Raw genomic sequence first — 22,639 nt, 5'->3', positions numbered from 1 at the left:
GCATGCGCGCACCACCCCTGCACGGCCTGCGGGTGCTCGACCTCACCCGTCTGCTGCCCGGCCCGCTGGCCACCCAGCACCTGGCGGACTACGGCGCCGAGGTGATCAAGGTCGAGGATACCGGCGCCGGCGACTACGCCCGCAGCATGGGGGCGATGAATGGCGACAGCAGCTACTTCTACCAGGTGGTCAATCGCAACAAGCAGAGCATCCGCATCGACCTCAAGCAGGACGCCGGGCGCGAACTCTTCCTGCGCCTGGTCGACAGCGCCGACGTGCTGGTCGAGGGCTTCCGCCCGGGGGTGATGGACAAGCTGGGCCTGGGCTACGCCCAGTTGGCCGCGCGCAATCCGCGCCTGGTCTATTGCAGCATCTCCGGCTACGGCCAGGACGGCCCCTACGCGCAGCGCGCCGGGCATGACATCAACTACATCGGCTACGCCGGCGTGCTCGACCAGATCGGCAGCGCCGGTGGCCCGCCGGCCATCCCCAACCTGCAGATCGGCGACCTCCTCGGCGGCACCCTGAGCGCGCTGCTCGGCCTGCTGGTGGCGGTGATCGATGCGCGTGCGAGCGGGCAGGGGCGTCACGTCGACGTGGCGATGACCGACGCCGCGCTGGCGCATGCCATCTTCCCGCTCTGCGAGGTGCTCGCCCACGGCGCGGTGAAGCCGCGCGGCGAGGACCTGCTCGACGGCGGGGTGCCGTGTTACGGCGTGTACGAGACCGCCGACGGCCGCCACATGGCGGTCGGGGCGCTGGAGGAGAAGTTCTGGCACCTGCTCTGCGACACCCTCGACAGGGCGGACCTGAAACCCGCCCATCTGGCCGGCGGCGAGGCCGGGGCGCGGGCGCGCAGCGCGCTGGCGGCGATCTTCCGCACGCGCAGCCAGGCCGAATGGACGGCGTTGTTCGACGGTGTGGACTGCTGCGTCACCCCCGTGCTGCGCCTCGAGGAGAGCCTGCAGAACGCCCACCTGCAGGCGCGTGGCATGGTCATCGAGGTAGACGGGGTGCGCCAGTTCGCCCCCCCAGTGCGCCTGTCCGGACACGCGCCGGCGGATTTCGCCCCCGCTCCCGCCGCGGGCGCACATACGGCGCGCGTACTCGCCGCGCTCGGCATCGATGCGCAAGAGCTCGACCGCCTGCGGGCGGCGCGGGTGATCTGAACTGCACCGGCCGCTGCGCGCTCCGTAACATCACGGAGCGCGCAGCAGGCCGGCCTTGGGTTAGGCTTGCACCGATGCAAAGCCTGCTCCTGCTCCTCCCCGATTTTTCCCTCATCCTGCTCGGCGCCCTGCTGCGCCGCCATCTGCTCGCCGCCGAAAACCTGTGGGCGGGGATCGAGAAACTGGTCTACTTCGTCCTCTTTCCGGCCCTGCTGTTCAACGCGCTGGCCAGCGTGCCGATCGACTTCGCCACCACCCTGCCGCTCTTCCTCTGTGCCCTCGCGGTGCTGTTCGGTGGCTTCGTGCTGGGCTGGGCGGGGCAGCCGCTGATGGGCCTGGCACCGATCGCCTTCGCCTCGCGCCTGCAGTGCGCCTACCGCTTCAACACCTACATCGGCATCGCCATCGCCGGCAAGCTGCACGGCGCGCTGGGGGTGGCGACGATGGGGGCGATGTCCGGCGCCATGGTGCCCTTCGCCAACATCCTCGCGGTAAGCATGCTCGCCCGCCACGGCCAGGGCAGCCTGGCGCGCGAACTGCTGCGCAATCCGCTGGTGCTGGCCACCCTTGCCGGTCTGGGGTGGAATCTTGCCGGCTTCGAGCTCGTCGAGCCGGCGCAGGCCTTTCTCAAGCGCCTCGGCGATGCGGCGGTGACCCTGGGGCTGCTGGCGGTCGGAGCAGCGCTGCGCTGGGGCCAGGTCGGCGGCCGCCTCGGCGGCTCGCTGTGGCTGCTGGCAGTGAAGCTGATGATGATGCCGGCGCTGGCCTGGTGGCTGGGGCGCGCGCTCGGCATCGAAGGGCTGGCCTTCGAGCTGCTGGTGCTCTTTGCCGCGCTGCCCTCGGCGAGCTCGGCCTACATCCTGGCGATGCGCATGGGTGGCGACGGCCCCGGCGTGGCCTGGCTGATCTCGGCGTCCACGCTGGCCGCAGTGGCGACCCTGAGCTTCTGGTTGTACCTGCTCGGCGTCGCCGGCTGAACGGCTGAGGGAACCCCTACTTCTTCGCCGGTGCGCGCTTGCGCGTCGTCGTGGTGCGTGCCGAAGTCGCTTTCGGCGCGTTGTCGGGGGCATCGCCGGTGGCGGTGCTGGCCGCGCCACCCATCATGTTCCACGGCCACATCGCTGCAGCATTGGCAAAGGGGTTGGTGTCGCCGCTGTCGCCCTGTTCGGCCGATTCGCGGGCATGTTCGCTCATCGCCTTCACCGCGGCGAGTGCTGCACGCTGCATCTCCAGACCCTGGGTGGTCATCTGCAGCATGTTGAGGTTCATCTTCAGCCAGCCTTCGACGGCCTTGAGATCGGCAATGCGCTTGTCGAGCTCGTCGACGTCCAGCGTCGGGGTCACCATGCCGGGCAGCGAGAAGCCCATGTTGTTCCACATCCCGCGGACGAAATCCAGCGGATCCTGTGCGTTGTTGTCCTGCGACATGGTCTGCCCTCCTCTTGTTGGCCCGCCTTGCCGCGCGCTTGCGGCGCCGGGGCATGTCAGTCCGATCTTAACTCATCCTGCAGACCGCTGTGCATGCGGTGCAGCAAGGCACGCAGGCGTCCGGGGCGCACTGGTTTGTGCAGCAGCGGCAGACCTGCCGCCTGGGTCAGGCGCAGGGTGTCGGTGCTGGTGTCGCCGCTGATCAGCACTGCAGGCAGGGTTTCGCCCCAGCGCGCGCGCATCACCGCGATGGCGTCCAGCCCGGTGGTCGCGCCATGGAGCTGGAAGTCGCTGATGAGCAGCTGTGGCGGACTGTCGACGAGGTCGTAGGCGGCCATCAGGGCTTCCAGGCTGGGTGCCGCACGGACCTCGCAACCCCAGGCGGTGAGCAGGCCTTCCATGCCGGCGAGGGCCAGCGGATCGTCGTCGATGAGGGCGATGCGCCAGCCTTCGAGGTCGCCGGGGGGGCGCTCGCCGCGGCTGCCATGGTCGCGTTCCTCGGGCGGCGAAGCGGGCAGCTCGACGGCGAAGGTCGATCCTGCCGCGGGCGCCGAGTGCAGGGTCAGGCAGTGGCCGAGCAGGTCGGTGAGGCGGCGCACGATCGCCAGCCCGAGGCCGAGGCCCTTGTCGCGTGCGCGCTCGGGATTGTCGAGCTGGACGAACTCCTGAAAGATGATCTGGCGTTCTTCCGGAGCGATGCCGATGCCCGAGTCGCGCACCTCGATGCGCAGATGGGGGCCGCGCATGCGGCAGGCGATCATCACGCTGCCCGTGCGGGTATAGCGGATGGCGTTGCTGGTGAGGTTCTTGAGGATGCGTTCGAGCAGTACCGGATCGCTGCGTCCCCAGGCGCGGGTGGGCCGCACGCGCAGGCGCAGGCCCTTGGCGGCGGCGGCGCGCTGCTGCTCGGCCTCGATGCGCGCGAAGATGGGCTGCAGTGCGAAGGGGCGGACATTGGCGTTCATCACCCCGGCATCGAGCTTGGAGATGTCGAGCAGGCTGTCGAGGAGGTTCTCCATCGCCTCAGCCGAGGCGGCGATCTTGCTGACCAGATGGCGGGCCGCGGGAGGGTGGGCCTGCAGCGCCAGTTCGGTGACGAAGAGGCCGAGTGCGTGCATGGGCTGGCGCAGATCGTGGCTGGCGGCGGCGAGGAAGCGTGACTTGGCGAGGTTGGCCTGTTCGGCCTCCTCCTTGCGGGCACGCAGCTCGGCGGTTGCCTCATCGATCTTGCGCGCCATCTGGTCGTGCATTTCCTGCAGGCGTGCGGCCATCTCGTTCACGCCGCTGGAGAGCAGTTGCAGGCTGCCACCGCCCATCGTCGGTACGCGTTCGCCAAGCTGGCCGCGGCCGATCCGCGACACTGCCTGCGCGACCGCACGGATCGGACGGCTGACCCCGCGGCTCAGCCACGAGGCCAGCAGCAGGCTGCCGATCAGGCCCAGCAGCACCGCCCCGGCAGCCCCGCGCAGGAGCTGGTTGCGCTGCAGCAGCAGATGGGTGCGCGACATGCCCAGGTAGACGCTGCCGAGCTGGTTGTCGGCACGGGGTGCGGCATCGAGTCCGAAGCCGTCGTCGAGGGCGACCTTGCCGGGGGTGATCGGCTCGACGATTTCGTGAACTGCCTCGCCGCCGGCGCGCAGCGGGCTGCCGCCGCTACCCTGGACGAAATAGCCGCTGCGTACCAGCACGTCGCCGTGGGCGTCGAGGATGCGCACCGAGACGATGTCGGTCTCGGCAAACACCGCGTTGGCGAGCTGCTGCAGGGTTTCGATGTTGCCGGAGAAAACGGCGTACTCACTGGCTGCGGCGAGCTGGCGGGCGAGGGCCTGGCCGCGCGCGTTGTGGGCCTCCTCGAGGTCGGAGAGGCGTGAGCTGGTGAAGAACACGGTGAGTGCGATGGCCAGTGCCAGCATCGGCAGCACCGCGGCCAGGATGACACGGGCGCGCACGCCCCAGCGCTGGATCATCGGGCCTCCTCCCCTGAGCGCAGGGCGTTGCCAAGCGCTGCTGCGGAGTCGATGCGCAGGCCCAGCGAGCGGGCGACGTTGCTGTTGACCGCGACTTCGAACTGCTGTGGCGCGGCCGGACGCGGGAGTTCGCCACCGAGCAGGGCGCTGCGCACCGCGGCGGCAGCCTGCTCGGCAAGCTGCCCGGGCGTCGAGTACAGGGCGAGCAAGGCGCCGGCGCGCGCGTAGGCAGCGGAGAAACCCACCAGTGGCGAGCGCTGGCGGTAGGCGGTGAGCAGGATGTTCTGGATCGTGTAGCTGTTATAGACCGCAGGGTCGGGGATGGCGAGGAGCACGGCGGGTTCGCCAAGAACCTGCTGCAGGGCGCGGAAGATCTCGCGTTCGTTGTCGAGGCGGGCGCTGCTCACCTGCAGGCGGGCGCCCCGTGCGGCGCTGGCGATCTCGTTGCTGTAGGCCTCGCTGGCCGGACTGAAGAGCAGCGCGAGGCGGCGGTGTTCGGGCAGGGCAAGGCGGATCAGGGCGATCTGGCGCGCCACCGGCTGATCGAGGAAGATCGCCGACGCGCGCGGGTTGGCAGGCAGGCGCGCGAAGGCGGCGCGCGATACCAGGGTGTGCAGCACGGGCACCGGCGGGGCGGCGCTGGCGACGGCCTGGGCGGCCTGGCCGCCGATGCTGACCACCACCCGGCGATCCTTCAAGGCGGTGGCGGAGAGGGCCTTCCAGTGCAATTGCTCGGTGCTTGCGCTGCCCTCCAGGGCGTGGCGCAGGGCGGTGGCCATCTCCGCATGCACGCCGTCGTCCTCGGAGAGCACCAGCAGTACCGGCGCGATGCCGCTGGCCGCGGCGCTGGCGGCATGCACGACGAACAGCAGGCATAGCAGGCGGAACAGTCTGCGCATCGGGCGGAGCGGGTGTGTTGTCCGTGGTGGCGGGCCGGCGTCGCCGGGAGGTGTGCCGGCAGAGCGTCGGGATATGCCCGGTGAAAGTTCTCAATGAGAGATTGTCGCGGAGATTTGCGCGCGGTGATAGGGGAATGTTCGCATCTTCATTCGTCGTGCTATGCTTCGCGCATCAATCCGACGGCGCTGCCGGACGGCGTGAGGAGGGCGGCAGCGCCGTGTCTCCGTCGCCCCGGGGCGGCCTTCGCAAGCAGGGAGCAGGCTGTGACCAAGATACTCATCGTTGAAGATCACGCGTTGGTGCGCGAGGCCCTGACGCAGACGCTGTCGCGTCTGGAGCCGGACATGGAGCTGGTCGAGGCCAGCGGTGCGGACGAGGCCATCGAACGCCTCAACAGCGGCAGTGACTGGGATCTGGTGGTCGTCGACCTGATGCTGCCGGACATGAACGGCTTCTCGCTGCTCGGCGTGATCGCCAAGCGCTTCCCGGATGTTCCGGCCATCGTCGTCTCGGCGATGGACGACGCGGTCTCGGTGCGCCGCGCCATCAAGGGTGGGGCTTCGGGCTTCGTCTCCAAGGCCAGCCCTGGCGACGTGCTGTGCGAGGCGGTGCGTACCGTGCTCGACGGCGGCGTCTTCCTGCCCGACGTCGATCGCGGGGCGGTCAAGCGTGCGGCGGCGCCGGTCAATGAGCGTTTCGGCCTCACGCCGGCGCAGACACGGGTCATGGAACTGCTCTCGCAGGGCAAGACCAACCGCGAGATCGCCGACCTGCTGGGCCTTTCCGAAGGGACCGTGAAGGTGCACATGTCGGCCATCTTCCGCGCCCTCAAGGTCAGCAACCGCGCGCAGGCGCTGGTGGTCATCTCGCGCCACGGCACCCGGCTGTAAGAGGGCGCCGTCCCGGCTCGGGCGCCACGCCGCGCGCAGCGCCAGGCTCCTAGCGTCGCACGCCCTGGCCGAGGCGCAGCGGCATCTCCGCTGGCGGGATGTGCAGCGATTCGTCGTCCTCGTCGTCTACGAAGGGGCCGTCCTCGCCGCCATCGATTTCCAGCACGTGCATGACCTGACGTGCCAGCCCCCGGCAGGCGTTGGCCAGCGGGGTCGGCAACTGGTCGGGGACCTGCTTCTGCAGCAGCAGCTTGGAGGCCGACAGCGCGCCGACGGGTTTGAGGATGCGGTGGCGGTAGGCGCCCATCAGCAGGGCGACGTTGCGGTCGGCGGCATCGCGCTGCCAGGCGTTTGCCGGCCATTGCGAGGGCACCGCGTAGGCACGCGGGAACATCTCCAGATCGCGCACCACGGTGCGGATGTCCTCGTGCGATTCGCGGAAGGGCAGCAGCACGATGTCTGACAAGGCGTAGAGCTTGCGGTCCATCTCGGTACGGTTGCCGCCGCCGTCGATGACGCCGATCCAGTCCTCCAGCGTACGCAGCTTGTCCACCACCTTGGTGAGGGCTTCGCGGGTGCGCGCGTCGGCGGTGATGTAGCGCCGCCCTTCAGGCGACAGGGGTTCGCGCGAGGTGTCGGTGAGCACGCAGGCGGAGCGGTGTCCGAGCAGCCCCAACCCCTGGCAGAGCATGTGCGACAGGGTGGTCTTGCCGGTACCGCCCTTGTTGCCAATGATGCAGATGATCTCAGCCATGACTTCATTCCCAGTATCGCGGCCTGTTGACCGCACGATGCCATTATCGACACCCCGACTGCATTCCTAGAGGCGGAAAAGCGCGCCTAAGGCAGCCTATTTCACCGCGATGGGCGCAGTGCCGGCAGGGTGGTAGCCATACAGGCAGGTGCCGCGGCGGTCGTTCAGCGTCACCGTGAATGCCGGCGCGACGCCGGGCACGGCGAAGCTGTTGCTGAGCAACAGGCTGCCGGGGGCCATCTCCGCGCAGGCCTTGCTCCAGACTTTAGCCATCGGCACCGGAGAAAGGAAGGCATACACGACGTCCTGCTCCGACCACGGCTGGGCGAAAAAGTCACCGCGGCGCAGATCCAGGTTGGTCAGCCCGCGGCCCAGCAGGCAGGCCAGGAGGTGGGGCGCGGGAGCGCTCTCGATGCCCTTGAAGCGGCAATCCGGGCGCAGCCGGGCGAGCGGGCGCAGCAGCGAACCGGTGCCGCTGCCGATGTCCAGCAGTGCCACCGGGCGGTCGGGCGGCAGCAGGCCGGCGACCGCCTGCACGGTGTCGCGGTTGCTCAGATAAAGCGGCACCTGGGTGCGGAAACTGCTCCAGTAGATCGCCGCCAGCAGCAGGAAGGCGCCCAGGTACCAGGCCGGATGCAGGCCGAGCCCTTGTGCGGCCACCGCCAGCGGGGTGAAGCACAGATGGATGGGCAGCCACCAGCGTGCGCTGCGCAGTGCCGCGGCCACCGTCACTGCCCCAACGCTCTGTGCGGCCAGCAGCGCCCACAGCCCACCGGGCAAAACGCCACTGCGCGCCAGCAGCACGGCGATGAGCCAGCCGCCAAGCTGGGCGGCGAGGGCCTTCAGGGCAGGGGGCATGGCATCCGGGCCTCTTCGCAGTCGAGGCCCGGATCATAGCTGCGATCAGGCCGCCGCGCGTGTCTGCGGCGCCATGCGCGGCGTGTCGACACCGCGCCAGCGTGCCAGCAGTGCTTCCCGCCGGCTTGCTGCCGCGGACATGGCGTCGGCCTTGACGTGGCCAAAGCCGCGAATGCCCTCGGGCAGGCTGGCGAGCTCTACGGCCAGCGGCAGGCGCAGGAAGCTGAGCGCTTCGAGCACTTCGCCGATGTCCTCCTCGTACTGCGCGATCAGCGCGCGTTCGGCCCGCCTCTCGGCGCTGTAGCCGAACACGTCCCAGCGCGTGCCGCGCAGCCCCTTCAGGCGCGCGAGCAGGTGGAACACCTTCAGCATGCCGGAGCCGTAGGCGCGTTTGGCAATGCGCCCGGTGTTGGGATCGGGGCGGGTGGTGAGCGGCGGAGCGAGATGGAAACGTACCTCGAAGTTGCCCTCGAAGCTGGCGTGCACCTGTTCCCAGAACGCCGGGTCGGTGTATAGCCGGGCGACCTCGTATTCGTCCTTGTAGGCCAGCAGCTTGTAGTAGTTGCGTGCCACCGCCTCGGTCAGGCGGGTCGAATCCGCCCCGGCGACCTGCGTCTCGGCGGCGTGCACCTTGTCCACCAGCGCGCGGTAGCGCGCCGCGTAGGCGGCGTCCTGATAGGCAGTGAGCGCTTCCTCGCGCATGCGGATGCTGTCGTCGAGGCCGCGGGCGCGCAGCGGCACCACCTCGGCCGGGCGGATGTGGCGCAGCACCGCGGCCAGCTCATGGGCGGCGCGCCGGCCCCACAGGAAAGCCTTGCGGTTCATGTCGACGGCCACGCCGTTGAGCTCGATGGCCTGCATCAGCGCGTCGTGGCTGACCGGCACCATGCCTTTCTGCCAGGCGTAGCCGAGCAGGAAGGGGTTGGTGGCGATGGCGTCACCCATCAATGCGGTGGCGATCTGCTGGGCATCGAGGAAGTCGCAGCGGGCCTCGCCCACCGCGTCGCGGATGGCGCCCTGCATGCGCGCGAGGGGGAACTGCCAGTCCGGATTGAGGGTGAATTCGGAGGTCGGCGTCTCGGCGCAGTTGACCACCGCGCGGGTGCGGCCGGCGGCCATCTTGGCCAGTGCCTCGATGCTGGCGCTGACCACCACGTCGCCGCCGATCACCGCATTGGCCTCGCCGGCGGCGATACGCACGGCGTGCAGGTCCTCGGGGCGGTCGGCGATACGGATGTGGCTGAACACCGAGCCGCCCTTCTGCGCCAGGCCGGTCATGTCGAGCACGGTGACGCCCTTGCCGTCGAGATGCGCGCCCATGCCGATCAGCGCGCCGATGGTGACCACCCCGGTGCCGCCCACGCCGGTGACCATGATGCCCCAGGGCTGCGCGGTGTCCGGCAGCGCCGGATCGGGCAGCGCGGCGAAGTGCGATTCGTCGGCGGCCAGTGCGGCGCCCTTGCGCAGCCGGCCGCCTTCGATGGTGATGAAGCTGGGGCAGAAGCCGTTGAGACAGGAATAGTCCTTGTTGCACGACGACTGGTCGATGCGGCGCTTGCGGCCGAACTCGGTTTCCACCGGCAGGATGGACATGCAGTTCGATTGCACCCCGCAGTCGCCGCAGCCCTCGCACACCGCTTCGTTGATGAACACCCGGCGCGCCGGGTCGGGGTAGGTGCCGCGCTTGCGGCGCCGGCGTTTCTCGGCCGCGCAGGTCTGGTCATAGATCAGTGCCGAGACGCCGGGTACGGCGCGCAGTTCGCGCTGCACCGTGTCGAGTTCGTCGCGCAGGCGTACCGGCACGCCGTGCGGCAGGTCGGCCGGGCCATAGGCACGTTCGCTGCCGTCGGTGACCACGACGATGTTGTTCACCCCCTCGGCCTGCAGCTGGGCAACGATGGTCGGGACGTCCAGCGGGCCGTCGTGCGGCTGGCCGCCGGTCATCGCCACAGCGTCGTTGTAGAGGATCTTGTAGGTGATGTTCACCTTTGCCGCCACCGCCTGGCGGATCGCCAGCAGGCCGGAGTGGAAGTAGGTGCCGTCGCCGAGGTTGGCGAACACGTGCTGTTCGCGGGTGAACGGCGCCTGGCCCACCCAGGCCACGCCTTCACCACCCATCTGGCTGAAGGTGGCGGTGTGGCGCTCGGGCATCCAGGTCACCATGTAGTGGCAGCCGATGCCGGCCAGCGCACGGCTGCCTTTGGGCACGTGGGTGGAGGTGTTGTGCGGGCAGCCGGAACAGAAGGTGGGCACGCGGTCGATCTTGAACACGCGCTCGGCGAGCGCCGCCTCCTTGGCTTCGAGAAAGGCCAGGCGCGCCTTGATGCGCTCGGAGGTGAAGAAGCGCCCGATGCGCGCGGCGATCACCCGCGCGATCATCGCCGGGGTGAGCTCGCCGGCTGCCGGCAGCAGCCAGTCGCCGTGGTCGATGGTGCCGTCCGCGCGCGCGATGCGCGCCCACTCACCCTTCTCGTCGAACTTGCCGATGACGCGCGGGCGCACGTCCTCGCGCCAGTTGTAGAGCTCTTCCTTCAACTGGTACTCGAGCAGCTGGCGCTTTTCCTCGATCACCAGGATCTCGTCCAGGCCTTCGGCGAAGTGACGCACGCCGTCGGATTCCAGCGGCCACACCATGCCCACCTTGTACAGGCGGATGCCGATCTCCGCGGCCAGTTGCTCATCGATGCCGAGGTCGTCGAAGGCCTGGCGCACGTCCAGGTAGCTCTTACCGCAGGTGATGATGCCCAGGCGCGGGGCGGGCGAATCGATGACTATGCGGTTCAGCCCGTTGGCCCGCGCATAGGCCAGCGCGGCATAGAGCTTGAAGTGCAGCAGGCGCTTTTCCTGCACCAGCGGGGGGTCGGGCCAGCGGATGTTGAGGCCGTCCGGTGGCAGGGCGAAGTCGGTGGGCAGCGTCACCTGCACGCGCTGCGGGTCGACGTCCACCGAGGCCGAGGTCTCCACGGTGTCGGCCAGCGCCTTGAAGGCCACCCAGCAGCCGGAGTAGCGCGACAGCGCGTAGCCGTGCACGCCGTAGTCGATGTATTCCTGCACCCCGGCCGGGGCCAGCACCGGCATCATCATCGACTTGAAGAAATGGTCGGTCTGGTGCGGCAGGGTGGAGGACTTCGCCGCGTGATCGTCGCCGGCGATCACCAGCACGCCGCCGTGTTTCGACGAACCGGCGGCGTTGGCGTGGCGGAACACGTCGCCACAGCGGTCCACCCCCGGGCCCTTGCCGTACCACATGGCGAAGACGCCGTCGTACCTGGCCTGCGGCGACAGATTGACCTGCTGGGTGCCCCACACCGCGGTGGCGCCGAGGTCCTCGTTGATGCCGGGCTGGAAGACGATGTCGTGGCTGGCGAGGTGCTTCTTCGCCTTCCACAGGGTCTGGTCGAGGCCGCCCAGGGGCGAGCCGCGATAGCCGGAGACGAAGCCGGCGGTGTTCAGCCCCGCGGCGGCGTCGCGCTCCTTCTGGATCATCAGCAGGCGCACCAGCGCCTGGTAGCCGGTGAGATAGACGCGCCCGGAAACAGTGGTGTACTTGTCTTCCAGACTGGGTGCGGTGCTTGCGCGCGAGGGCGCGCCGGGCCGCGGATCGGCTTCCGCCATGGGAGTCTCCTTCCACAAAAATCGTGTTTTTGGGTTGCAGGCTGCACGCGTGCCTTGTGGGCGCGGGGTGCGTGCAAGCCTGCAGGCAGCGTAATCGCCGCCTGTGCACGATTCAATAGTTGGATACCCTGATGGCGGCGGCGTTCAGAGGCCGGGGATGACCTTGCCGGGGTTGAGCAGGTTGTGCGGGTCGAGCGCCTGCTTGACCAGCCGCATCGCATCCACCGCCGCCTCGCCGTGCTCGGCGAGCAGGAAGTCCTGCTTGCCGAAGCCGATGCCGTGCTCGCCCGTGCAGGTGCCGTCGAGCGCCAGCGCGCGCTCGACGATGCGCCGGTTGAGCGCTTCGGCACGCTCGATCTCTGCCGCGTCCTCCGGATCGACGAGGATCAGGGTGTGGAAGTTGCCGTCGCCGACATGGCCGACGATGGGCGCGGTGAGTCCGCTGGCGGCGATGTCCGCGCGCGTGCCGGCGATCGCTTCGGCGAGGCGCGAGATCGGCACACACACGTCGGTGGTGATGCCGCGGCAGCCGGGCTTGAGGTTGAGGCAGGCAAAGTAGGTGTCGTGGCGGGCTTGCCACAGGCGGCTGCGGTCCTCCGGCCGGGTGGCCCACTCGAAGTCCTCGCCGCCGTTGTCGCGCGCCAGTTCCTGCACGGTGGCCGCTTGCTCCTCGACCCCGGCGGGCGAGCCGTGGAACTCGAAGAACAGCATCGGCGCCTCGCGCAGCGTGGTCTTGCTGTAGCGGTTGATGGCGGTCACGGTGAGGCTGTCGAGCAGCTCGATGCGCGCCACCGGCACGCCGAGCTGGATGGTCTGGATCACCGTGCGCACCGCGGCGTCCACGTCGGGGAAGGTGCAGATCGCCGCCGAGACCGCTTCCGGCAGCGGGTGCAGGCGCACGGTCAGTTCGGTGATCAGGCCCAGCGTGCCTTCCGAGCCGACCAGCAGGCGGGTGAGGTCGTAGCCACTGGACGATTTGCGCGCCCGTCCGCCGGTGCGGATCACCCGGCCGTCGGCGAGCACCGCGGTCATGCCCAGCACGTTCTCGCGCATGGTGCCGTAGCGCACCGCGTTGGTGCCGGAGGCGCGGGTGGCGGCCATGCCGCCGAGCGAGGCGTCGGCGCCCGGGTCGATGGGGAAGAACAGCCCGCTGCCATGCAGTTCGGCATTCAGCTGCTTGCGCGTGACGCCTGGCTGGACGACGGCATCCATGTCCTCGGCGTGTACCGCCAGCACCTTGTTCATCTCGGAGAAATCGACGCTGATGCCGCCGCGGACGGCGAGGATGTGCCCCTCCAGCGAACTGCCGACGCCGTAGGGAATCAGCGCTACGCCATGCTCGCGGCAGAGCGCGACGATGACGGCAACCTCCTCCGTGGTGTGCGGGAACACCACCGCATCGGGCAGTGCGTCGGGGAAGTGGGATTCGTCGTGGCCGTGGTGCGCACGCACCGCCTCCGCGGTCGAGAAACGGGCGCCGAAGCCGGCCGCCAATGCGTCGATGAAGGTTTGCGGCAGCGGGCGGCGCGGCGCCGTGGTGAGGGCGTTCATGGCTGGGCGTCGGGAGGTGCTGGTTGGAAAGCGGCAATTATCGGTGATAAGCGCAGGCGGCGGCGAAAACGGCCGTCCGGGCGCAAAAGTATTTGACAGCGCCTCGAAGAGTCTCTATAGTGCGGCGCTTCTCGCTCGGAGGGGTACCCAAGCGGTCAACGGGAGCAGACTGTAAATCTGCCGGCTCAGCCTTCGAAGGTTCGAATCCTTCCCCCTCCACCAAGTAGCTTGTGTGCTGCGCGGTGAGGCCGTTGCGGTACAGGGTGTTGCGGGTCGTTGCGTGGTACGCGGGTGTAGCTCAATGGTAGAGCAGAAGCCTTCCAAGCTTACGACGAGGGTTCGATTCCCTTCACCCGCTCCAGGTTGTGAGAGTTGTAGGTGTTTTGGCAGTGCCCATGTAGCTCAGTGGTAGAGCACTCCCTTGGTAAGGGAGAGGCCACGTGTTCAATCCACGTCATGGGCACCATTCTCCTCCTCTCGTTGCTGGTGTTGAAGGTTTTTTCCCAATCCTGATACTGACTCTCAAGAGGTTTCGACATGGCGAAGGGCAAGTTTGAGCGGACCAAGCCGCACGTAAACGTTGGCACGATCGGCCACGTTGACCATGGCAAGACGACGCTGACCGCGGCGATCACCACCATTCTGTCGAAGAAGTTCGGCGGTGAAGCGAAGGCCTACGACCAGATCGACGCGGCGCCCGAAGAGAAGGCGCGCGGCATCACCATCAACACCGCGCACGTCGAGTACGAGACCGAAACCCGTCACTACGCCCACGTGGACTGCCCGGGTCACGCCGACTACGTGAAGAACATGATTACCGGTGCGGCGCAGATGGACGGCGCGATCCTGGTGTGCTCGGCCGCTGACGGCCCGATGCCGCAGACCCGCGAGCACATCCTGCTGGCCCGCCAGGTCGGCGTGCCCTACATCATCGTCTTCCTGAACAAGTGCGACATGGTTGACGACGAAGAGCTGCTCGAGCTGGTCGAGATGGAAGTGCGCGAGCTGCTCTCCAAGTACGACTTCCCGGGCGACGACATTCCCATCGTCAAGGGTTCCGCGCTGAAGGCGCTCGAAGGCGACCAGTCGCCGATCGGCGAACCGGCGATCCTGGAGCTGGCCGCTGCGCTGGACTCCTACATCCCGACCCCGGAACGTGCCATCGACAAGCCCTTCCTGCTGCCGATCGAAGACGTGTTCTCGATCTCCGGCCGCGGCACCGTGGTGACCGGCCGTGTCGAGCGCGGCATCGTCAAGGTTGGTGAGGAAATCGAGATTGTCGGCATCAAGGCCACGGTCAAGACCACCTGCACCGGCGTGGAAATGTTCCGCAAGCTGCTCGACCAGGGTCAGGCGGGCGACAACGTCGGCGTGCTGCTGCGCGGCACCAAGCGTGAAGACGTCGAGCGTGGCCAGGTGCTGTGCAAGCCGGGTTCCATCACCCCGCACACCCACTTCACCGGCGAGATCTACGTGCTGTCGAAGGAAGAGGGCGGTCGTCACACCCCGTTCTTCAACAACTACCGTCCGCAGTTCTACTTCCGTACCACCGACGTGACCGGTTCGATCTCCCTGCCGGAAGGCACCGAGATGGTCATGCCGGGTGACAACGTGTCGATCACCGTGAAGCTGATCTGCCCGATCGCCATGGAAGAAGGTCTGCGTTTCGCCATCCGCGAAGGCGGTCGTACCGTCGGCGCCGGTGTGGTTGCCAAGATCATCGAGTAATTCCCGAGGAATTGCCCGATAGCAAGCGCTCCCGTGAGGGAGCGCTTCGTAGTCTCTGCTGCAGGGGTATAGCTCAACTGGCAGAGCGTCGGTCTCCAAAACCGAAGGTTGGGGGTTCGATTCCCTCTGCCCCTGCCATACTTTCCGGATACCAAGAAATCGATGGCCGATAAGTTGAAATTCGCGCTGGCTCTCGCCCTGGTTGCGGCCGGCGTGGTCGGCTTTTACGTGCTGGGTGAGCAGCCGCTGGTCGTGCGCGTGCTGTCCGTGCTCGTCGGCCTCGGTGCCGGTCTTGCGGTGGCCTGGCTTTCCGAGCCGGGGCGCCGCTTCGTCGGTTTTGCCCGCGAGGCGGTGGTCGAGACCAAGAAAGTGGTCTGGCCGACGCGCAAGGAAACGGTGCAGACCACCGGCATGGTGTTCGCCTTCGTGGTCGTTATCGCGATCTTTCTGTGGCTGACTGACAAGAGCCTGGAGTGGGTGCTGTACGACCTGGTCCTGGGCTGGAAGTGATCATGACGAAGCGCTGGTACGTGGTGCACGCCTACTCCGGGTTCGAGAAGTCCGTTCAGCGGGCCTTGCTTGACCGCATCAACCGCGCCGGCATGCAGGACCTGTTCGGTCAGGTACTGGTGCCGGTCGAGGAAGTCGTGGAGATGAAGGGCGGCCAGAAGAGCATCTCCGAGCGCAAGTTCTTCCCCGGCTACGTGCTCGTCGAGATGGAAATGAACGACGAGAGCTGGCATCTGGTGAAGTCGACGCCGAAGGTCACCGGTTTCGTCGGTGGTACCGCCACCAAGCCGACGCCGATCTCCGAGAAGGAGGTCGACAAGATCATGCACCAGATGCAGGAAGGGGTCGAAAAGCCCCGTCCCAAGGTGCTGTTCGAGACCGGCGAGGTCGTGCGCGTCAAGGAAGGTCCGTTTACCGACTTCCATGGTGCCGTCGAGGACGTCAACTACGAAAAGAGCAAGCTGCGGGTGTCGGTGACCATCTTCGGTCGCGCCACTCCGGTGGAACTGGATTTTGCCCAGGTCGAGAAGACCTGAGCGTGATGGCGGGCGCTGCGGCGCCCGCCGGTGTCAAGCCGCCTCTGGCGGGTAAGCGAGGAGCGTCGGCCTGTCCGGCGCGTTTGCACTCATAACAGGAGCATGCCGCAATGGCAAAGAAAATCATCGGCTACATCAAGCTGCAGGTTCCGGCCGGCAAGGCCAACCCCAGCCCCCCGATCGGTCCCGCGCTCGGTCAGCGTGGTCTGAACATCATGGAATTCTGCAAGGCCTTCAATGCCCAGACCCAGGGTCTGGAGCCGGGTCTGCCGATTCCGGTGGTGATCACCGCCTTCGCCGACAAGAGCTTCACCTTCATCATGAAGACCCCGCCGGCCTCGGTGCTGATCAAGAAGGCGGCCAAGGTCCAGAAGGGTTCGCCGAAGCCGCACACCGACAAGGTCGGCTCGATCACCCGTGAGCAGGTCGAGGAAATCGCCAAGACCAAGATGAAGGATCTGACTGCTGCAGACCTCGAAGCCGCGGTGCGTACCATCGCCGGCTCGGCCCGCAGCATGGGCATCACCGTGGAGGGGCTGTGATCATGGCAAAGCTTTCCAAGCGCGTTCAGGGCCTGCGTGCCAAGGTTGACCGCAATCGCACCTACCCGCTGGCCGAAGCGCTCAGCCTGGTGAAGCAGTGCGCAACCGCCAAGTTCGACGAATCCATCGACGTCTCCGTCAACCTCGGCGTTGATGCACGCAAGTCCGATCAGGTCGTGCGTGGTTCCGTGGTGCTTCCCGCCGGTACCGGCAAGACCGTCCGCGTGGCCGTCTTCGCCCAGGGCGACAAGGCCGAAGCCGCGCGTGCGGCCGGTGCCGATGTGGTCGGTTTCGACGATCTCGCCGAGCAGGTGAAGGCCGGCAACATCGACTTCGACCTGTGTATCGCCACCCCTGACGCCATGCGCGTGGTCGGCCAGCTCGGCCAGATCCTCGGCCCGCGCGGCCTGATGCCGAACCCCAAGGTCGGCACCGTGACCATGGACGTCACCACCGCGGTGAAGAACGCCAAGGCCGGTCAGGTCCAGTACCGTACCGACAAGGCTGGCATCATCCATGCCACCATCGGCCGTGCTTCGTTCTCCGACGAAGCGCTGCAGCAGAACTTCAGTGCCCTGGTCGAGGCCCTGGTGAAGGCCAAGCCGGCCGCCTCCAAGGGTGTCTACCTGCGCAAGATCGCGCTCTCCAGCACCATGGGTGCCGGTGTGCGCGTCGAGCCGGGCAGCGTCTCCGCCTGAGACGCAACAAGAACTTTGGGCCGCGCGCCGCCACGGTAGCGCGCGGATCGTCAAAGACCGCAGGTGTGGGGAAACCCGCTTAAGCACTTGGTGGCCTGCGCAGACGGTGTGCCCAGACAGGATTCTGGTCGTTCGCGACCGCGCTCCTGATCCAGGTCGCCGTGGGTGCGGATCGTGTTTCGCGATCCGTGTGTGGACTTGAAAGGAGGAAAGGCCTGTGGGTCTCAATCTCGATGACAAGAAAGCCGTAGTGGCAGAGGTGTCGGCACAGGTAGCCAACGCCCAGACCATCGCGGTGGCCGAGTATCGCGGCATTGCGGTGGGCGATCTCACCGTGCTGCGTGCCAAGGCCCGCGAATCTGGCGTTTATCTGCGCGTGCTGAAGAACACCCTGGTGCGTCGTGCAATCGCCGACACCCCGTTTGCCGGTCTCGCCGACCAGCTCGTGGGTCCGCTGATCTACAGCGTGTCGGAAGATCCGGTTGCCGCCGCCAAGGTGCTCAACGAATTCGCCAAGGGCAATCCCAAGCTGGTGGTCAAGGCCGGTTCGTATGCCGGCAAGGTGCTCGACGCCGATGGCGTCAAGGCGCTGGCTTCGATCCTCAGTCGCGAAGAGCTGCTCGCCAAGCTGCTGGGCGTCATGCAGGCGCCGGTTTCCGGCTTTGCGTGCACCCTCGCGGCCCTCGCCAAGAAGCGCGAGGAAGAAGGCGCCGCTGCCTGAGCGACACCACTACAGTTTTCAGATAAGTTCGATTTTGGAGTGATTTGAAATGGCAATCAGCAAAGAAGACATCCTCGAAGCCGTTGGCGCGATGACCGTCATGGAACTGAACGACCTGGTCAAGGCGTTCGAAGAGAAGTTCGGCGTCTCCGCCGCGGCGATGGCCGTGGCTGCCCCGGGTGCCGGCGCTGCCGCTCCCGCCGCCGAAGAGAAGACCGAGTTCGACGTCATCCTGACCGCCGCTGGCGACAAGAAGGTTGAAGTCATCAAGGTCGTCCGTGCCGCCACCGGCCTGGGCCTGAAGGAAGCCAAGGACGTCGTCGACGGCGCCCCGAAGGCTGTCAAGGAAGGTATCGCCAAGGCCGACGCCGAAGCGCTCAAGAAGCAGCTCGAAGACGCCGGCGCGAAGGTCGAGATCAAGTAATACCCGGCCTTGCCATGGGGCTGGCGCTCGTTTCGGGCGCCGGCCCTTTCGTGCTTTCTGCTTGCAGGAAGCCAGAATACAGCGTCCCGGCCGGCTGCACGCGGTGCCGAAAGGGACATGCGGGGCGCCGTATTCTGCAGCTGTTTTGTCTGTTCGACGTCTGACCTCTACCCGGAGCATCCATGGCGTATTCCTACACCGAAAAGAAGCGTATCCGCAAGAGCTTCGCCAAGCGCGCAGCCGTGCTGGACGCGCCTTTCCTGCTCGCCACCCAGATCGAGTCCTTCGCCGCCTTCCTGCAGGCTGAAACGCCGCCGGAAACGCGCGTGAACCAGGGCTTGCAGGCCGCGTTTACGTCCATCTTCCCGATTTCCAGCCACAGCGGCAATGCCCGTCTGGAATTCGTCCAGTACATGCTCGGCGAGCCCGCCTTCGACGTGAAGGAGTGCCAGCAGCGCGGCCTGACCTTCGCGTCGCCGCTGCGCGCGCGCGTGCGTCTGGTGATCATGGACCGCGAAGCGCCCAAGGAGACCATCAAGGAGGTCAAGGAACAGGAAGTGTACATGGGCGAGATTCCGCTCATGACCACCACCGGTTCCTTCGTCATCAACGGTACCGAGCGCGTCATCGTCTCCCAGCTGCACCGTTCCCCGGGCGTGTTCTTCGAGCACGACCGCGGCAAGACCCACTCCTCGGGCAAGCTGCTGTTCTCCGCGCGCATCATTCCCTACCGCGGCTCCTGGCTGGACTTCGAGTTCGACCCGAAGGACTACCTGTACTTCCGCGTCGACCGCCGTCGCAAGATGCCGGCGACCATCCTGCTGCGTGCCATCGGCATGTCGCCGGAAGAGATCCTCGAGACCTTCCACGACTTCGACGATTTCCATCTCTCCGCCGAAGCGGTCGATTTCACCCTCGTGCCCGACCGCCTGCGCGGTGAAGTGGCACGCTTCGACATCACCGATCCGAGCGGCAAGCTGATTGTCGCGCGCGACAAGCGCATCACCGCCAAGCACATCCGCGAACTGGAGCAGGCCGGCGTCACCCGCATGCCCGTTCCCGAGGACTTCCTCCTCGGTCGCGTGCTGGCGCGCAACGTCGTCGACGCCGAGACCGGCGAACTGGTCGCCCGTGCCAACGACGAGATCACCGAAGAGCTGCTCGCCCGCCTGCGCGAAGCCGGGATCAGCGACATCCAGACCCTGTACGTCAACGACCTCGATCGCGGTGCCTACATCTCGTCGACGCTGCGCATTGACGAGACCGCCGACCAGTGGGCGGCGAAGGTCGCCATCTACCGCATGATGCGTCCGGGCGAACCGCCCACCGAGGACGCCGTCGAAGCGCTCTTCCAGGGCCTCTTCTACGCCGAGGAGCGCTACGACCTGTCGTCGGTCGGGCGCATGAAGTTCAACCGCCGCGCCTATCCCGAGAAGATCGACGACAAGGCTCCGGGCTGGCTGAAGCGCTTCTACGAAACCGTCGGTGCCCGTGGTGAAGAAGGTCCCAGCACGCTCTCCAACGAGGACATCCTCGCCGTCATCGGCGTGCTCGTCGAGCTGCGCAACGGTCGCGGCGACATCGACGACATCGATCACCTCGGCAACCGCCGCGTGCGTTCGGTCGGCGAACTGGCCGAGAACCAGTTCCGCGCCGGCCTCGTCCGCGTCGAGCGCGCCGTCAAGGAACGCCTGAGCCAGGCCGAGTCCGACAACCTGATGCCCCATGACCTGATCAACGCCAAGCCCATCTCGGCCGCGATCAAGGAGTTCTTTGGCTCCAGCCAGCTCTCCCAGTTCATGGACCAGACCAACCCGCTCTCCGAGATCACCCACAAGCGCCGTGTTTCGGCCCTTGGCCCGGGCGGTCTGACGCGCGAACGCGCCGGCTTCGAGGTCCGCGACGTGCACCCGACGCACTACGGCCGCGTGTGCCCGATCGAGACTCCGGAAGGTCCGAACATCGGTCTGATCAACTCGCTGGCGGTGTATGCACGCACCAACCGCCACGGCTTCCTTGAAACCCCCTACCGCAAGGTCGAGGACGGCAAGGTCACCGAGCAGATCGACTTCCTCTCCGCCATCGAGGAAGGCCAGTACGTCATCGCCCAGGCCAATGCCGAAATCGCCGCCGACGGTTCGCTGGCCGGTGAGCTGGTGTCCTGCCGCCACAAGGGTGAGTTCACCCTGGCGACTGCCGACCAGGTCCAGTACATGGACGTGGCGCCGGGTCAGATCGTCTCGGTGGCGGCCTCGCTGATTCCCTTCCTTGAGCACGACGACGCCAACCGCGCGCTGATGGGCGCCAACATGCAGCGCCAGGCGGTGCCCTGCCTGCGCCCGGAGAAGCCGCTGGTCGGCACCGGCATCGAGCGCACCGTTGCCGTCGACTCGGGTACTGCGGTGCAGGCCCTGCGTGGCGGGGTGGTGGACTACGTCGATTCGGCCCGTATCGTCGTGCGCGTCAATGACGCCGAGAACGAAGCCGGTCAGGTCGGTGTGGATATCTACAACCTGATCAAGTATTCGCGTTCCAACCAGAACACCAACATCAACCAGCGCCCCATCGTCAAGGTCGGCGACGTCATCGCCAAGGGCGACGTGGTGGCCGACGGCGCCTCCACCGACCTCGGCGAACTGGCGCTCGGCCAGAACATGCTGGTGGCGTTCATGCCGTGGAACGGCTACAACTTCGAAGACTCCATCCTGATCTCCGAACGCGTCGTCGCCGAAGACCGCTTCACCTCGATTCACATCGAGGAGCTCACCGTCGTCGCCCGCGACACCAAGCTCGGACCCGAGGAAATCACCCGCGACATCGCCTCGCTGGGCGAAGCCCAACTGTCCCGCCTGGACGAATCGGGCATCGTCTACATCGGCGCCGAAGTTGACGCCGGTGACGTGCTGGTCGGCAAGGTCACGCCGAAGGGCGAAACCCAGCTCACCCCGGAAGAGAAGCTGCTGCGCGCGATCTTCGGCGAGAAGGCTTCCGACGTGAAGGACACCTCGCTGCGCGTGCCTGCCGGCATGGTCGGCACCGTCATCGACGTGCAGGTGTTCACCCGCGAGGGTATCGAGCGCGACAAGCGTGCCCAGTCGATCATCGACGACATGCTGCGCAGCTTCAAGATGGACCTCGCCGACCAGATGCGCATCGTCGAGCGCGATGCCTTCGCCCGTCTGCGCCGTCTCATCGTCGGCCAGAAGGCCAATGGCGGTCCGAAGAAGCTCGCCAAGGGCACCGCGATCAGCGACGCCTACCTCGACCAGCTCGAGTTCTATCACTGGTTCGACATCCGCATGGCCGACGAAGAGCTCGCAGCCCAGCTCGAAGCGGTGCGTGAAGGTCTGGAGAAGACCCGCAAGGACTTCGACAGTGCCTTCGAGATCAAGAAGAAGAAGCTCACCCAGGGCGACGAGCTGCCCCCGGGCGTGCAGAAGATGGTCAAGGTCTACCTCGCCGTCAAGCGCCGCCTGCAGCCCGGCGACAAGATGGCCGGCCGCCACGGCAACAAGGGTGTGGTGTCGCGCATCGTGCCGGTCGAGGACATGCCGTACATGGAAGACGGCAGCCCGGTCGACATCGTCCTCAACCCGCTCGGCGTGCCGTCGCGGATGAACATCGGACAGATCCTCGAAACCCACCTCGGCTGGGCGGCGAAGGGCCTTGGCAACAAGATCGACCGCATGCTGCGCGCCAATGCCGCGGCCAAGGAAGTGCGCGGGCTGCTCGAGCAGATCTACAACGAGACCGGCAAGCCGGAAGAAATTTCCGCCTTCAACGACAACGAAGTCATCGAACTGGCGTCCAATCTGGTCAAGGGCGTGCCCTTTGCCTCGCCGGTGTTCGACGGCGCTCACGAGGAAGAGATCGCCCGCATGCTGGAGCTCGCCGGTCTGCCCGACGGCGGCCAGGTGACGCTGTACGACGGCCGTACCGGCGAGGCGTTCGAGCGCAAGGTGACGGTGGGTTACAAGCACGTGCTGAAGCTGCACCACCTCGTCGATGACAAGATGCACGCGCGTTCCACCGGCCCGTACTCGCTGGTCACCCAGCAGCCGCTGGGCGGCAAGGCGCAGTTCGGCGGCCAGCGTTTCGGTGAAATGGAAGTGTGGGCGCTGGAAGCGTATGGCGCTGCCTACACCCTGCAGGAGATGCTGACGGTGAAGTCCGATGACGTCACCGGCCGGACCAAGGTGTACGAGAACATCGTCAAGGGTGAGCACAAGATCGACGCCGGCATGCCGGAGTCCTTCAACGTGCTGGTGAAGGAAATCCGCTCCCTGGCGATCGACATCGACCTGGACCGCTACTGAGAATCCGGCCGCGGTGGTGGCGGGGGATATCC

The 22,639-nt window shown here is 66.9% G+C and carries 18 protein-coding genes and 4 tRNA genes; 15 read left to right on the top strand and 7 right to left on the bottom strand.

Annotated features, from left to right (window positions below; all coding sequences use genetic code 11):
* Positions 1-2 precede the first annotated feature (2 nt).
* Both C8261_RS14625 and C8261_RS14620 read left to right on the top strand, forming a co-directional pair.
* A complete protein-coding gene (locus C8261_RS14625; protein ID WP_107494466.1) occupies positions 3-1,169 on the top strand; it encodes a CaiB/BaiF CoA transferase family protein in 1,167 nt (388 codons plus the stop codon).
* A gap of 74 nt (positions 1,170-1,243) precedes the next feature.
* The gene (locus C8261_RS14620; protein ID WP_107494465.1) at positions 1,244-2,146 is read left to right on the top strand and encodes an AEC family transporter; all 903 of its coding nucleotides are present in this window, start codon (positions 1,244-1,246) and stop codon (positions 2,144-2,146) included.
* Positions 2,147-2,162: 16 nt separating this feature from the next.
* Here C8261_RS14620 and C8261_RS14615 read toward each other — a convergent pair whose 3' ends face one another.
* Genes C8261_RS14615 through C8261_RS14605 form a run of 3 tightly spaced genes read right to left on the bottom strand, consistent with a single transcriptional unit; the run spans position 2,163 to position 5,463 of the window.
* Complete coding sequence (locus C8261_RS14615) at positions 2,163-2,597, bottom strand: PhaM family polyhydroxyalkanoate granule multifunctional regulatory protein (RefSeq protein ID WP_107494464.1); 435 nt, start codon at positions 2,595-2,597, stop codon at positions 2,163-2,165.
* Between the two features lie 56 nt (positions 2,598-2,653).
* Positions 2,654-4,564, bottom strand: coding sequence for an ATP-binding response regulator (locus tag C8261_RS14610; protein WP_107494463.1), 1,911 nt, complete (start codon positions 4,562-4,564; stop codon positions 2,654-2,656).
* Positions 4,561-5,463, bottom strand: coding sequence for an ABC transporter substrate-binding protein (locus C8261_RS14605; protein ID WP_107494462.1), 903 nt, complete (start codon positions 5,461-5,463; stop codon positions 4,561-4,563). Before C8261_RS14605 ends, C8261_RS14610 begins: the two co-directional genes overlap by 4 nt.
* A 264-nt stretch (positions 5,464-5,727) precedes the next feature.
* Here C8261_RS14605 and C8261_RS14600 point away from each other — a divergent pair, with 264 nt between their 5' ends.
* A complete protein-coding gene (locus tag C8261_RS14600) occupies positions 5,728-6,354 on the top strand; it encodes a response regulator transcription factor (RefSeq protein ID WP_107494461.1) in 627 nt (208 codons plus the stop codon).
* A 49-nt stretch (positions 6,355-6,403) separates the two neighbouring features.
* On the opposite strand, the gene C8261_RS14595 is transcribed toward C8261_RS14600, so the two are convergent.
* From C8261_RS14595 to C8261_RS14580, 4 genes are all read right to left on the bottom strand, one after another.
* Positions 6,404-7,108 (bottom strand): nucleotide-binding protein, encoded by a 705-nt coding sequence (locus tag C8261_RS14595; RefSeq protein WP_107494460.1) that lies wholly within the window; start codon positions 7,106-7,108, stop codon positions 6,404-6,406.
* A 96-nt stretch (positions 7,109-7,204) separates the two neighbouring features.
* Positions 7,205-7,966: a class I SAM-dependent methyltransferase gene (locus tag C8261_RS14590; RefSeq protein ID WP_107494459.1), complete on the bottom strand. Its 762-nt coding sequence runs from the start codon at positions 7,964-7,966 to the stop codon at positions 7,205-7,207.
* A 45-nt stretch (positions 7,967-8,011) separates the two neighbouring features.
* Complete coding sequence (locus tag C8261_RS14585; RefSeq protein WP_107494458.1) at positions 8,012-11,581, bottom strand: indolepyruvate ferredoxin oxidoreductase family protein; 3,570 nt, start codon at positions 11,579-11,581, stop codon at positions 8,012-8,014.
* 144 nt (positions 11,582-11,725) lie between these two features.
* A complete protein-coding gene (locus tag C8261_RS14580; RefSeq protein ID WP_107494457.1) occupies positions 11,726-13,132 on the bottom strand; it encodes an FAD-binding oxidoreductase in 1,407 nt (468 codons plus the stop codon).
* A gap of 137 nt (positions 13,133-13,269) precedes the next feature.
* Between C8261_RS14580 and C8261_RS14575 the strand changes: the two genes are divergently transcribed.
* From C8261_RS14575 to rpoB, 12 genes are all read left to right on the top strand, one after another.
* Positions 13,270-13,354, top strand: a tRNA-Tyr gene (locus C8261_RS14575).
* A gap of 65 nt (positions 13,355-13,419) precedes the next feature.
* Positions 13,420-13,493 (top strand) — tRNA-Gly (locus C8261_RS14570).
* Between the two features lie 30 nt (positions 13,494-13,523).
* Positions 13,524-13,598: transfer RNA gene (locus tag C8261_RS14565), tRNA-Thr, on the top strand.
* A gap of 71 nt (positions 13,599-13,669) precedes the next feature.
* Positions 13,670-14,860, top strand: coding sequence for an elongation factor Tu (gene tuf, locus C8261_RS14560; protein ID WP_107494445.1), 1,191 nt, complete (start codon positions 13,670-13,672; stop codon positions 14,858-14,860).
* A 62-nt stretch (positions 14,861-14,922) separates the two neighbouring features.
* A tRNA-Trp gene (locus C8261_RS14555) sits at positions 14,923-14,998 on the top strand.
* A 24-nt stretch (positions 14,999-15,022) separates the two neighbouring features.
* Entirely contained in the window at positions 15,023-15,370 is a 348-nt protein-coding gene (gene secE / locus C8261_RS14550; RefSeq protein WP_107494456.1) for a preprotein translocase subunit SecE, read from the top strand.
* A 2-nt stretch (positions 15,371-15,372) separates the two neighbouring features.
* Complete coding sequence (nusG, locus tag C8261_RS14545; protein ID WP_107494455.1) at positions 15,373-15,906, top strand: transcription termination/antitermination protein NusG; 534 nt, start codon at positions 15,373-15,375, stop codon at positions 15,904-15,906.
* Positions 15,907-16,016: 110 nt separating this feature from the next.
* Positions 16,017-16,448 (top strand): 50S ribosomal protein L11, encoded by a 432-nt coding sequence (gene rplK / locus C8261_RS14540; protein WP_107494454.1) that lies wholly within the window; start codon positions 16,017-16,019, stop codon positions 16,446-16,448.
* Positions 16,449-16,450: 2 nt separating this feature from the next.
* Entirely contained in the window at positions 16,451-17,146 is a 696-nt protein-coding gene (gene rplA / locus C8261_RS14535; protein WP_107494453.1) for a 50S ribosomal protein L1, read from the top strand.
* A gap of 217 nt (positions 17,147-17,363) precedes the next feature.
* Entirely contained in the window at positions 17,364-17,867 is a 504-nt protein-coding gene (gene rplJ / locus C8261_RS14530; RefSeq protein ID WP_107494452.1) for a 50S ribosomal protein L10, read from the top strand.
* 49 nt (positions 17,868-17,916) lie between these two features.
* Positions 17,917-18,291, top strand: coding sequence for a 50S ribosomal protein L7/L12 (rplL, locus tag C8261_RS14525; RefSeq protein WP_107494451.1), 375 nt, complete (start codon positions 17,917-17,919; stop codon positions 18,289-18,291).
* A 182-nt stretch (positions 18,292-18,473) separates the two neighbouring features.
* Positions 18,474-22,607: a DNA-directed RNA polymerase subunit beta gene (gene rpoB / locus C8261_RS14520; RefSeq protein ID WP_107494450.1), complete on the top strand. Its 4,134-nt coding sequence runs from the start codon at positions 18,474-18,476 to the stop codon at positions 22,605-22,607.
* Positions 22,608-22,639 lie beyond the last annotated feature (32 nt).

The organism is Pseudothauera lacus, assembly GCF_003034845.1.
Taxonomy (GTDB): Bacteria; Pseudomonadota; Gammaproteobacteria; order Burkholderiales; family Rhodocyclaceae; genus Pseudothauera; species Pseudothauera lacus.
This window is presented reverse-complemented; position numbering and strand designations above follow the sequence as displayed.

What these genes read in the sequence shown, in the direction of transcription:
- tuf (WP_107494445.1), top strand. Translation starts at nt 13,670, where the DNA reads ATGGCGAAGGGCAAGTTTGAGCGGACCAAGCCGCACGTAAACGTTGGC.
- rplL (WP_107494451.1), top strand. Translation starts at nt 17,917, where the DNA reads ATGGCAATCAGCAAAGAAGACATCCTCGAAGCCGTTGGCGCGATGACC.
- C8261_RS14580 (WP_107494457.1), bottom strand. Translation starts at nt 13,132, where the DNA reads ATGAACGCCCTCACCACGGCGCCGCGCCGCCCGCTGCCGCAAACCTTC.
- nusG (WP_107494455.1), top strand. Translation starts at nt 15,373, where the DNA reads ATGACGAAGCGCTGGTACGTGGTGCACGCCTACTCCGGGTTCGAGAAG.
- C8261_RS14610 (WP_107494463.1), bottom strand. Translation starts at nt 4,564, where the DNA reads ATGATCCAGCGCTGGGGCGTGCGCGCCCGTGTCATCCTGGCCGCGGTG.
- C8261_RS14625 (WP_107494466.1), top strand. Translation starts at nt 3, where the DNA reads ATGCGCGCACCACCCCTGCACGGCCTGCGGGTGCTCGACCTCACCCGT.
- rplK (WP_107494454.1), top strand. Translation starts at nt 16,017, where the DNA reads ATGGCAAAGAAAATCATCGGCTACATCAAGCTGCAGGTTCCGGCCGGC.
- C8261_RS14620 (WP_107494465.1), top strand. Translation starts at nt 1,244, where the DNA reads ATGCAAAGCCTGCTCCTGCTCCTCCCCGATTTTTCCCTCATCCTGCTC.
- C8261_RS14585 (WP_107494458.1), bottom strand. Translation starts at nt 11,581, where the DNA reads ATGGCGGAAGCCGATCCGCGGCCCGGCGCGCCCTCGCGCGCAAGCACC.
- rpoB (WP_107494450.1), top strand. Translation starts at nt 18,474, where the DNA reads ATGGCGTATTCCTACACCGAAAAGAAGCGTATCCGCAAGAGCTTCGCC.
- rplA (WP_107494453.1), top strand. Translation starts at nt 16,451, where the DNA reads ATGGCAAAGCTTTCCAAGCGCGTTCAGGGCCTGCGTGCCAAGGTTGAC.
- C8261_RS14590 (WP_107494459.1), bottom strand. Translation starts at nt 7,966, where the DNA reads ATGCCCCCTGCCCTGAAGGCCCTCGCCGCCCAGCTTGGCGGCTGGCTC.
- C8261_RS14615 (WP_107494464.1), bottom strand. Translation starts at nt 2,597, where the DNA reads ATGTCGCAGGACAACAACGCACAGGATCCGCTGGATTTCGTCCGCGGG.
- secE (WP_107494456.1), top strand. Translation starts at nt 15,023, where the DNA reads ATGGCCGATAAGTTGAAATTCGCGCTGGCTCTCGCCCTGGTTGCGGCC.
- C8261_RS14595 (WP_107494460.1), bottom strand. Translation starts at nt 7,108, where the DNA reads ATGGCTGAGATCATCTGCATCATTGGCAACAAGGGCGGTACCGGCAAG.
- C8261_RS14605 (WP_107494462.1), bottom strand. Translation starts at nt 5,463, where the DNA reads ATGCGCAGACTGTTCCGCCTGCTATGCCTGCTGTTCGTCGTGCATGCC.